General features: G+C 41.8%; 2 protein-coding genes. One reads left to right on the top strand and one right to left on the bottom strand.

The annotated features are described in order from the left end of the window. Positions 1-139: 139 nt before the first annotated feature. On the top strand, positions 140-679 hold the full coding sequence (locus AB4Z17_RS33470; RefSeq protein ID WP_076265973.1) for an NADPH-dependent FMN reductase: 540 nt from the start codon (positions 140-142) through the stop codon (positions 677-679). Positions 680-733: 54 nt separating this feature from the next. Here AB4Z17_RS33470 and cdaS read toward each other — a convergent pair whose 3' ends face one another. Further along, positions 734-1,363 carry a sporulation-specific diadenylate cyclase CdaS gene (gene cdaS, locus AB4Z17_RS33465; protein ID WP_441907658.1) on the bottom strand — a complete coding sequence of 210 codons (630 nt, stop codon included), beginning with the start codon at positions 1,361-1,363 and terminating at the stop codon, positions 734-736. Positions 1,364-1,417: the final 54 nt, after the last annotated feature.

Here is a 1,417-nt window from a genome sequence, read left to right as displayed (position 1 = left end):
TAAGAAATACTGATCATTAACTATTTGTTATTCTAAGGACGGTTCTTGTTCTAAAGCTTTACAACATGATTTGGCAGTGTCTGCAAAAGGTTTTCTAGACAAATGATTTGGTAGAACAACTATTGAGGAGGAAAAAACAGTGTCAAAATTAAATATCGGTATTATTTTAGGAAGTACTCGTCAAGGTCGTCTTAGCCCGCAAGTTGGTGAATGGGTGAAGAAAATCGCTGATCAACGCGGAGATGCTAATTATGAAATCGTTGATATCGCGGATTTCAAGCTCCCGCTCTTGGGAGAAAGCGATGCTACTGAGCAAGCAACAGCTTGGAATACTAAGCTTGCAAGCTTGGATGGATTCGTATTTATCGTACAAGAATATAACCACAGTATTTCAGCATCACTGAAAAATGCGCTTGATTATGCTCGTGACGCATGGAACGATAAAGCAGCAGGTATCGTAAGTTACGGTTCCGTAGGCGGTGCTCGTGCAGCTGAACATTTACGTGGAATTTTGGGCGAATTGTCTGTAGCTGACGTTCGTGTACATCCTGCATTGTCACTCTTCACTGATTTTGAGAACGGTTCTGTTTTCAAACCAGCTGATCTTCATCTTACTAATTTGAACGGTATGTTAGATCAAGTACTCGCTTGGAGCGGTGCATTGAAAACATTGCGTTAAAACTCACTATTAACTACCACCTCTTTATGAAGAGGTGGTTTTTCTTTGGCTCGATTAATGGAGCAGATCATTGCCCGGTGAAAAGGGATATAAATTCCCTTCCAAGCTGAAGGAAGCTTGTCCGGTTTCTTCTGATACGATGATAACAAGCGCATCACTTAATTCTGATAAACCAAGACCGGCACGATGTCTAGTTCCAAGCTTCTTCTGCTCGCTGTCTCTTTGCGTTAACGGCAGGACATTGCCGGCAGATATAATTTTATCATTTTGGATTAAGACTGCGCCGTCATGGAGCGGACCGCCAGGCGTGAAAATAGATTCTATTAACGAATGCGTCAGCATGGCAGAAATTAATACGCCATGAGTAATATACCTATCGATTGAATCTGATCTTTGCACGACGAGAAGCGCCCCATGACGCCGTTTAGATAGATGAGATATTGCATGGGACAGCTCGTCATATTTAGCGGTATAAGGTGCAAGATAACACTTTAAATAAAAGGTTGTTGCAATCGATTCCGTTTCAAAAACTTGTTCTTTCATAGAATGGAACTCGTTTAGCAAGCAATTGCCAGCATCATGATCCAAATCCTTTATCAAAGCTTCAAGGGATTCACGCAAATGTAGAAGCTTGCTTTTCACTTCAACTTTCATTGGAGAGAAATCACATTTTATATCATCCATACGTCCACCCCACTCAAGTGACTACCGCGTCCACCCCACTCAAGTGACTACCGC

Source organism: Paenibacillus sp. TAF43_2, from assembly GCF_052113545.1.
Taxonomy (GTDB): Bacteria; Bacillota; Bacilli; order Paenibacillales; family Paenibacillaceae; genus Pristimantibacillus.
This window is presented reverse-complemented; position numbering and strand designations above follow the sequence as displayed.

Bases quoted from the DNA above. Each gene is read 5' to 3' on its own strand.
- cdaS (WP_441907658.1), bottom strand. From the start codon at position 1,363: ATGGATGATATAAAATGTGATTTCTCTCCAATGAAAGTTGAAGTGAAA.